General features: G+C 60.0%; 7 protein-coding genes and 1 pseudogene (1 of these 8 running past the window's edge). 5 read left to right on the top strand and 3 right to left on the bottom strand.

Annotation, left to right across the window (positions count from 1 at the left end; genetic code table 11):
* Positions 1-3,398: pseudogene (locus A3H92_12005) on the bottom strand (pyruvate:ferredoxin (flavodoxin) oxidoreductase) (it extends 97 nt beyond the left edge of the window).
* 139 nt (positions 3,399-3,537) lie between these two features.
* On the opposite strand from A3H92_12005, the gene A3H92_12000 reads away from it, so the two are divergent.
* Positions 3,538-3,720 (top strand): hypothetical protein, encoded by a 183-nt coding sequence (locus A3H92_12000; GenBank protein OHC73375.1) that lies wholly within the window; start codon positions 3,538-3,540, stop codon positions 3,718-3,720.
* Between the two features lie 21 nt (positions 3,721-3,741).
* Here A3H92_12000 and A3H92_11995 read toward each other — a convergent pair whose 3' ends face one another.
* On the bottom strand, positions 3,742-4,857 hold the full coding sequence (locus A3H92_11995) for a hypothetical protein (GenBank protein OHC73281.1): 1,116 nt from the start codon (positions 4,855-4,857) through the stop codon (positions 3,742-3,744).
* A gap of 139 nt (positions 4,858-4,996) precedes the next feature.
* On the opposite strand from A3H92_11995, the gene A3H92_11990 reads away from it, so the two are divergent.
* Genes A3H92_11990 through A3H92_11975 form a run of 4 tightly spaced genes read left to right on the top strand, consistent with a single transcriptional unit; the run spans position 4,997 to position 7,457 of the window.
* Complete coding sequence (locus tag A3H92_11990; protein OHC73280.1) at positions 4,997-5,215, top strand: translation initiation factor IF-1; 219 nt, start codon at positions 4,997-4,999, stop codon at positions 5,213-5,215.
* Between the two features lie 22 nt (positions 5,216-5,237).
* A complete protein-coding gene (locus A3H92_11985) occupies positions 5,238-5,819 on the top strand; it encodes a septum formation protein Maf (GenBank protein OHC73279.1) in 582 nt (193 codons plus the stop codon).
* Positions 5,820-5,830: 11 nt separating this feature from the next.
* Positions 5,831-7,276, top strand: coding sequence for a hypothetical protein (locus A3H92_11980; protein ID OHC73374.1), 1,446 nt, complete (start codon positions 5,831-5,833; stop codon positions 7,274-7,276).
* On the top strand, positions 7,269-7,457 hold the full coding sequence (locus A3H92_11975) for a DNA gyrase inhibitor YacG (protein OHC73278.1): 189 nt from the start codon (positions 7,269-7,271) through the stop codon (positions 7,455-7,457). The genes A3H92_11980 and A3H92_11975 overlap by 8 nt, the downstream gene beginning before the upstream one ends.
* 20 nt (positions 7,458-7,477) lie before the next feature.
* Here A3H92_11975 and A3H92_11970 read toward each other — a convergent pair whose 3' ends face one another.
* Positions 7,478-8,278 carry a hypothetical protein gene (locus A3H92_11970; protein OHC73277.1) on the bottom strand — a complete coding sequence of 267 codons (801 nt, stop codon included), beginning with the start codon at positions 8,276-8,278 and terminating at the stop codon, positions 7,478-7,480.
* Between the last annotated feature and the right edge of the window lie 773 nt (positions 8,279-9,051).

Genomic DNA, 9,051 nt, shown 5'->3' with positions numbered 1-9,051 from the left:
TAATCGGCCAGGGAATCAAACGGCGGCTTGGAGTCCAACTGCATAGCGCTTTTGCCGGCGCCCGGCAGCCTGGGGTCATAGCGGTATAACGGCCAGTATCCGCACTTCACCGCCAGGGTCTGGTGATCCAGATGATCGGCGATGTCGGCGTAGCCGTGCTCGACGCAGGGCGAATAGGCGATGATCAGGGACGGGCCGTCGAAAGTCTCGGCTTCCTGGAAGGCCTTCATCGTTTGGGCGTCGCGCGCCCCGAAGGCGACCGAGGCGACATAGACATTGCCGTAGGCGATGGCCATCAGTCCCAAATCTTTCTTGGGACGCGACTTGCCGGCGGTGGCGAACTTTGCCGCCGCCGCCAGATTGGTGGCTTTGGATTGCTGGCCGCCGGTGTTGGAGTAAACCTCGGTGTCCATGACCAGGATATTGATGTTATGGCCGGTGGCGATGACATGGTCGAGGCCGCCGTAGCCGATGTCATAGGCCCAGCCGTCGCCGCCGACCACCCACACGCTCTTGTGGACCAGATAATCGGCGATCTTGTCCAGTTTGCGGGCTTCGGCGCCGGCAATGCCGGCCAGCTTGGCGCGCAGTTCGATTACCCTCAAACGTCGCGCCTGCACCGCCGCTTCATCGACATGGCAAGGGGTGAGCAGTTCATTCGCCAGAACCTCGCCGACCTTTGCGGCAAGGCCCTTTATTAACTGACGGGCCTGCCTGCCGTGATGCTCAATGCCCAGGCGCATGCCCAGGCCGAACTCGGCATTGTCCTCGAACAGGGAATTGGCCCAGGAGGGACCGCGTCCGTCGGCGTTGGTGGTGTAGGGCGTGGTCGGCAGATTGCCGCCGTAGATGGAAGAGCAGCCCGTGGCGTTGGCGATCATCGTCCGGTCGCCGTAAAGCTGGGTGATCAGCTTGATGTAAGGAGTCTCGCCGCAACCCAGGCAAGCGCCGGAATATTCGAACAAAGGCCGGCAGAACTGAGTCAGCTTGACGCTGGGCTTTAGCTTGGCGCGATCGACTTCGGGCAGCGCCAGGAAGAATTCCAGATTCGCGGCCTCGGCTTCGCGCAGCGGCATTTGCGGCTGCATCTGCAAGGACAGAATTTCAGGGGCGTTCTTGTCTTTGCCGGGACAGACGCGCACGCACAGGGTGCAGCCCGTGCAGTCCTCGGGAGCCACCTGCACCGTGTATTTCTGATTGTCGCCGAACTCCTTGCCGGTGTAGTCCATGGACTTGAAGGTGGCAGGCGCGCCCTCAAGTTCGGAGACGGCGTAGGCTTTGACGCGGATGGCGCCGTGGGGGCAGACCAGCGCGCACTTGTTGCACTGGATGCAAAGCTCCTCGACCCATATCGGGATGTCGCGGGCCAGATTGCGCCGTTCCCACCTGGTGGTTCCGAGCGGCCAGGTTCCGTCTACCGGGAAGGCGCTGACCGGCAGCATGTCGCCCTTGCCGGCGATCATTACCGCCGTCACCCGCTTGACAAAGTCGGGGGCGTGGTCGGGGACCACGGGCGGCAGGTCGCGGTTGGCGGTGACATGGTCGGGAACCCGGAATTCCACCAGATTGGCCAGGGTTTGATCGACGGCGGCGAAGTTCAGATCGACCACCTTCTGGCCCTTGGAGCCGTAGGTCTTTTTGATGGCGCCCTTGATCTGGGCGATGGCCTCGTCGCGGGGGAGAACGCCGGAGATGGCGAAGAAGCAGGTCTGCATGACGGTGTTGATGCGGCGGCCCATTCCGGCGGCGGCGGCCACCGTGTCGGCGTCGATGATGTAGACGTTGAGCTTTTTATCAATGATCTCCTGTTGCACCGAACGCGCCAGCTTGTCCCATAATTCGTCCTTGCCGTAGGGCGAGTTGAGCAGGAAGACGGCGCCTTGCTTGGCGTATTTCAGCACGTCCTGCTTGTCGAGCAGGTTGAACTGGTGGCAGGCCAGGAAGTCGGCCTCCTGTATCAGGTAGGGTGAGTGGAGGCGATCAGGGCTGAAGCGCAGGTGGGAGATGGTGATGGCGCCGGCCTTCTTGGAGTCGTAGACGAAATAGCCCTGGGCGTCGTTATCGGTGTTCTCGGCGATGATCTTGATCGAGTTCTTGTTGGCGCCGACGGTGCCGTCGGAGCCGAGGCCGAAGAACACGGCGCGGGTGACGTTGTCGGCCTCGATGCTGAACTTATGGTCAAAAGCCAGGGAAAGGCCGGTAACGTCGTCGGTGATGCCGACGGTGAACTGTTGCTTGGGCTTGGGCCGTCCCAGTTCGTCGAATACCGCCTTGACCATGGCCGGGGTGAATTCCTTGGAGGCCAGACCATAGCGTCCGCCGATAACCGTCGGCGAGGCCTTGGCCCGGAACAGGGCGGTCGCCACGTCCTGGTACAGCGGCTCGCCGAGAGACCCCGGTTCCTTGGTGCGGTCGAGAACGGCGATGGCGCGCACCGATTTCGGCAGCGCCGCGATGAAGCGGTCCGCCGAAAAGGGCCTGAACAGGCGGACCTTGATGACGCCGGTTTTCTCGCCGTTGTCATTCAGGTAAGCGGACGTCTGTTCCACCGTCTCGGCGCCCGAGCACATGATGATGATGACTTTCTCGGCCTTGGGGTGGCCGACATAATCAAACAGCCCGTACTTGCGCCCGGTCAGCGCGGCGAATTGGTCCATGGTCTGCTGAACGATGGCGGGGCAGGCGTCGTAAAAGACGTTGCGGGCTTCCTGCATCTGGAAGAAAACGTCGGGGTTCTGCGCCGTTCCGCGAATCACCGGATTGTCCGGAGTCAACGCCCGTTCGCGCATGGCGGCCACGAGGTTGTCATCAATCATCTCGTGCAGGTCGTCGTCGGTCAACTCCTCGATCTTGCCGACTTCGTGGGAGGTGCGGAAGCCGTCGAAAAAATGCAGGAAGGGAATGCGCGAACGGAGGCTTGCCGCCATGCCGATACAGGCCATGTCGTGGGCTTCCTGCACCGAGTTGGAAGCCAGCAGGCCGAAGCCGGTCTGGCGCACCGACATGACGTCTGAATGGTCGCCGAAGATGGACAGGCCGTGCGAGGCGATGGTGCGCGCCGTGACGTGCATACAAAACGGGATCAGCTCGCCGGCGATCTTGTACATGTTGGGGATCATCAGCAGCAGACCCTGCGAGGCGGTGAAGGTGGTGGTCAGCGCGCCGCTTTGCAATGATCCGTGAACGGCGCCGGCGGCGCCCGCTTCCGACTGCATTTCGATGACCTGGGGAACTACCCCCCAGATGTTCTGCTGGTCCTTGGCCGACCACTCGTCGGCTGACTCGCCCATCGGCGAGGACGGCGTGATGGGGTAAATGGCGATGACTTCGCTCAGTCGGTGAGCCACCGAGGCCACCGCCTCGTTACCTTCAACAGTGATCGTGCGCCGTGCTGACATTAAAACACCCTTCTTGTTTGGAGCCTTTACATTGCTGCGCAATCTACACCAACGGATTTTTCACGTCTAATACCTATCCGGGTAGGTTCAAAATTCACCATTGTTGACACTCTGCGTTAAGGGGGGGATGATAAAAGTCATGAGCATCATGCTTTCCAAGACTTACGATGCCTTGCTTGCCGCCGGCGCGCCGGAGGACAAGGCTCGGGCAGCCGCTGAGGAAATTGCCGGTTACGAAAATCGGCTGGTGCGCCTTGAAGTCATGGTTGCGCTGGTATTGGCCGGGGTAACCGGCTTGGTTATCAAGGCGTTCTTCCCCTGAATTCCGGTTGGAGTACCGGGGTCACCGGGAAATTTGAGCAATGACCGCCGAGTTGAGGACCGCCTCGCCGGCCAGCCGGTGTCCGAGGGCGTTCCAGTGGCCGTCCTGCGCGAAATCAAACCTTTGACCCTCATCACGAAAGCGGGGAATGAACAGGTCGTCCATATCGATGGGGGAATAGCCGCGCATCCGGGCCACAGATATAAAAAAACTGCGCATGTCGGCGAAGAAGCCGGACTTTCGCCTTATGGCTTCTTCGTCATTCTCGGGCGGATAGCGGAAGCCGTCTACCAGAAAAAGGATGCGTTCAGGGGGAAGGCCGCTACGCGCCGGCAACTCGCGGAAAAAGGCCTCGACCGCCGATTTGGCGGCGTTGCCGCGCTCGGGCGAAACCGTCAGCGGAACATTTCCGGCGAAGGCGTTTGACGGAGGCGGGGAGAGGATGGAGCGCCAGAAGTTTACGGGGTCGCGCACCATGATGTCGGCGTGCAGGTTGAGGATGAGGTAACGGGCCAGCGCCGAGCGCCGCAAAATAATGCGCCACGTCTCCGGCTCATAGTCAATTCGCCGAAGTGTCGGATCGCCGTCCTGCTTCAGGGCAAAATAGTGAAAGCCGGGCGCCTGCTTGTAGGCAAGAAGGCTTTCATCGAAATCGTTGCCGACCACGACGAAGACCATAGATCGGGGCCGGTAGGTTTTACGGGCGAATTCCGCCCAGGCCAGATACTGGCTCAACGGCGCCCCCGAGGCGGCGAAACTATAGACGCGGGTCTTTTCCTTAAGTGCCCCGGCCAGACGGCCGGCGATGCTTTGCGGGAAGGGAATCATCGAGGCTTCGACGTAGGAATCGCCGATCACGGCCATAACCGGCAGATCAGCCGATTGCTCATAGTCGTTGTCGTTGATGAATCCCTCATTATTGATGTGTCCTTTATTGACCATCGACAGTCCCGGCCCCTTTGACCAGACGTAGTCGGCATCGGGGCGAAAGCGGAAGACGGGCTGCGCTTCGTTCACCGCCTGGGCGTTGAGGCCGGAATTAACCGGCAGCAGCCGGAGCGCCCCTTCCGCCAGGCCAAGAGCAAGAATGATTCCGAAAATGATAACGGCGACGTGACCGGCAAGCTTTTTCGACAATGAGTTTAGACCTTGATATATTGCTCACGAAATTTCTTATATACTATAATTCAGAAAAATGCTTGACGGACAGGCATGGGGAAATGCTTATGTTGCCGCCGCTGTTGATGTTCAGGGAATATCCGGGATTGGGAGAGTAATGGCGAAAGAAGAACTATTGGAATTCTCCGGCACCGTTACCGAGCTTCTGCCCAACGCTATGTTCAGGGTGAAGCTTGAGAATGACCACGAAATTCTCGCCCACACCGCCGGCAAGATGCGCAAGTTTCGCATCCGCGTGCTCGCCGGCGACAAGGTCAACGTCGAGATGTCGCCTTATGACCTGTCCAAGGGCCGGATCACCTTTCGCTACAAGTAATATCAACCACGAGGATTTCGGAATGCCGAACGAAAGGCTCCGCCTGATTCTCGCCTCGGCGTCTCCCCGGCGCCTTGACCTTCTCGCGCAGATCGGAATCGTTCCCGACGGGGTAGACCCCGCCGAGGTCGGGGAGGCCGTGGAAAAGGGCGAGCTTCCCGCCGACGTGGTCCGTCGCCTGGCCGAGACCAAGGCCCGCTGCGTCGCCGAACGAAATCCGGGAGCGCTGGTTCTGGGGGCCGATACGGTGGTCGCCTGCGGGCGGCGCATAATGCCCAAGGCCCATGACGAGGAGCAGGCCGGGCGCATTCTCGGATTTTTATCCGGGCGGCGTCACCGGGTTTACGGCGGCATTGTCCTTATCGACGCGAAAGGCGCGGCTCATCGTCGGCTGGTGGTGACGGCGGTTTCCTTCAAGCGCCTGGAGGCGCTCGAAATCGACGCCTATCTTGCTTCGGGCGAATGGCGCGACAAGGCCGGCGCTTACGCCATTCAGGGGCGGGCCGGGGCTTTTGTGCAAAAAATCAACGGCTCCTACTCCAACGTCGTCGGCCTGTCCCTGTTCGAGACGGTCTCCTTATTGAAGGGGCAGGGATTTAGGTGACCATCGACAAGATGCTGATCAGTTCGTCGCCGGGAGAAAGGCGCATCGCCCTGGTGGAGCGGACGCGGCTGGTCGAGCTGGTAACGGCGCGTCCCGATCTGCAAAGCTTCGTCGGCAATATTTACCTCGGGCGCGTTGAGCGGGTCGTCCCCGGCATTCAGGCCGCTTTTGTCGCTATCGGCCATGAGCGCTCCGGCTTTCTCGCCGTTGCCGAGGCCCGTCCTCACGGCGATAACTCCGGCGGCGACATCGGCGATTATCTCGGCGAGGGCGACGCGGTCCTGGTTCAGGCGCAACGCGACCCCTTCGAGGGCAAGGGGGCCAAGCTGACCGCTCACATTACCCTTCCCGGCCGTTTTCTGGTCTACACGCCGGATCACGACGACATCAAGCTGTCCCGGCGCATCGACAACGAAGAAGATCGCGCCCGGCTGCGCGGGTTAATCAAGGAAAGAGCCGGCGACGGCGGCGGTTTCATTGTTCGCACCTCCGCCGTCAAGGCCGCCGACCGCGAGGTAGTCGGGGATATCGATTACCTGCGCGCCGTCTGGAGGGAGATCGAACAGGCCCGCGCCGGCGCCCGCCCGCCCGTACGCCTGTACCGTGATCTTGACCCGGCGCTCCAGGTTCTGCGCGACGAGGGAACCCCGGAAATCAGGAGGATCGTCACCGACGATCCGCAAGTCCTTGCCGAAATCCGTGAGTTCTGCGGGAAAGCCGCGCCGGATATGGTCTCCAGAATAGAACTCCATGACGGTTCGGGGGATATGTTTGAGGATCACGGCATCGAGGAGCAGATCGAACGCGCCCTGGCCCCCTCGGTCAATCTGGCGTCGGGCGGCGATATCATCATCAGCGAAACGGCGGCGTTGTGCGCCATCGACGTCAATATCGGTGCCGGCGCCGAAAAGGGGGCCTTTGAGGACGCGGCCCTGGCCGTCAACCTGGAAGCTGCGGACGAAATCGCCCGTCAAATCCGCCTGCGCAATCTCAGCGGCCTGATCATTATCGACTTCGTCGCCATGAAACGTCGGGAAAGCGGCGCCATGGTTCTTGATCGTCTGCGCAAGGCGACGGCGACCGATTCCTGCCCCGTCTATGTCGTCGGCTTCACCAATCTCGGACTGGTGGAGATGACCCGCCCCCGGCGGCGGGACTCCTTGTCCCACAGTCTGGGCGGGCGGTGTCCGTCCTGCGCCGGCGCCGGCTATGTCAAATCGCCGCTTACCGTCGCCCATGAGGCGCTGCGCGCCGCCGGACGCGAGGCGATGGCGCATCCCGGCGCCGGCCTGGAGGTGCGGGCGGCGGCGGAAGTGATTGAAACCCTGAACGGTCGGGCCAAGTCGGCGCGGAAGGAGGCGGAGGACCGTCTCGGCCGCCCTCTGCGTCTGGTCATCGACGCCGCCCTGGCGCCGGATCGCTTTGTGATTGCTCCCCGGAGTAACAAAAATGGCTGAGATAATACCGATCAAGGCCGGGCGCTGCCCGCTGTGCGGGAAACCGGCGCAAGCCCCATACCGCCCCTTCTGCTCCAAACGCTGCATGAATCTTGATCTGGGCAAATGGCTGAACGAGGACTACCGCATAGCGACGGAAGACGCGCCGGACCCGGATTCGGATACAGAGGGCGAAGAATGACCGTCTTCAGGCGTAACGCCTTATTTCACGGGCGAAATCAATACCCGGCCTTTCCATACCACATCCCTTTTAAGAGCAAGGACTTTGCAGGTCTTTTCACCCTGTGAAATGCTGCCATTGCAGTATTTAACGGCGTTGCCGGCGGCGTCCATCGTCGCGCAGGCGCTTTGCGTCTTGCAAAAGAACCAGCCGCTGTTCCTGCCGTCGGCGGAGACGGCGAAGGCCAGCGGTTCCTGCAAATCCAGATAATTCTGGAAGTCTTTGTTGACCGCCTCGGTTATTGTCAGGGGGCCGTCGCCGACGGGAGCGGGTTTGTTCGGGCGTTGCCCCATGATAATTCCCGAGTTGTTGCCGACAGGGGCGGGTTTGGCCCGGACTTGACCTTGGTCTTTGAACGTTACCGGGCCGTTCCACACCACCTTGTTTTTAAGGGCGAAGATTTTACAGTCCGCCTTGCCGGCGGGGCCTTTAGGAGTGCTGTTTCTGCATCTGACAAGGGCTTCCGTGATCTCATTGGTTCTGAAACAGACGTTTCTTGGCTTGCTGCAATAAAACCGGCCGCTGCTTTTGCCGTCGGTGGAGACGGCGAAGGCCAGCGGCTCCAGTGTGTTCAGGTATTCCTGGTAGCTTCTGTTGACCTTTGAAGACAAGGTAATCGGGCCGTTGCCGGCGGATGAGCCGGCGGTCTGGCACGAAGCAGTCGTCAGCGCCATAATGATGGCCCCTGCGATCCTTACATACATGTCTTCTCCTTCGAGTTCCTGTAAGTCGGGCGGGTTATAATAAAAACTTGCTGAACGAACTATGATCATTTCATTCATGATGCGTTCAGAAACGAGGCGATTGCCGGCATGAGGGAGTAGTTTCCGGCCACGGATGAGCACAGATAAACGCGGATATGTAAGACTGTATGGCGGCTTATCCTTCATCATGTCTTCGCGTCTTTGCGTCTTTGCGTGAAACATGATCGGTCACGCGAAGGCGCAAAGGCGCGAAGTCATTTTGGCCGCCGTCGTGATATTTGATGAACGTTTGTATTTATCCGTGGTTTCTGTAGAATCAATTCGCTTTCTATAGATTATCATCATGCCTTCGCGTCTTCGCGTCTTTGCGTGAAACATGATCGGTCACGCGAAGGCGTAAAGGCGCAGAGAAGATCAAGTGAAGTTTTCTTCCTGCTTTTTCTTTTTTTCTCTCTATCCTCCTCTGTGTCTCTGAGCCTCTGTGGTCCATAAAACAGCGTTTCTTTCGGTCAATGCGCACGACGGAGGTCGTGTTGCTTAATTGCAACAGGGGCGTGGTTAATCGGCATTTTCCGGTCAGGAATGAGTTGACGCCTGCATATCCGAGGCCGTACGAAGGGGGCAATGTTTATGCAGGGTGGGTTGCGGCTGATTCGCAGCGCGGTGTTGCAGGAAGCTTCGCCCGGGTATCTAGAGACCAGTAATTTTAACTAACTTGAGGGGAAAACCGATGAAGACCTTTCGTTTAGCGCTCCTGGGTTCCGTGGTTGCCGGCGTCGGCGCCATGGCCGCCGTTGATGCTTCCGCCGCCGATGTCGAAAAGTCCGTCAAGATGTACGGTCAGGTCAACC

The organism is Rhodospirillales bacterium RIFCSPLOWO2_02_FULL_58_16 (assembly GCA_001830425.1).
In the GTDB taxonomy this organism is placed as follows: Bacteria; Pseudomonadota; Alphaproteobacteria; order Rhodospirillales; family 2-02-FULL-58-16; genus 2-02-FULL-58-16.
This window is presented reverse-complemented; position numbering and strand designations above follow the sequence as displayed.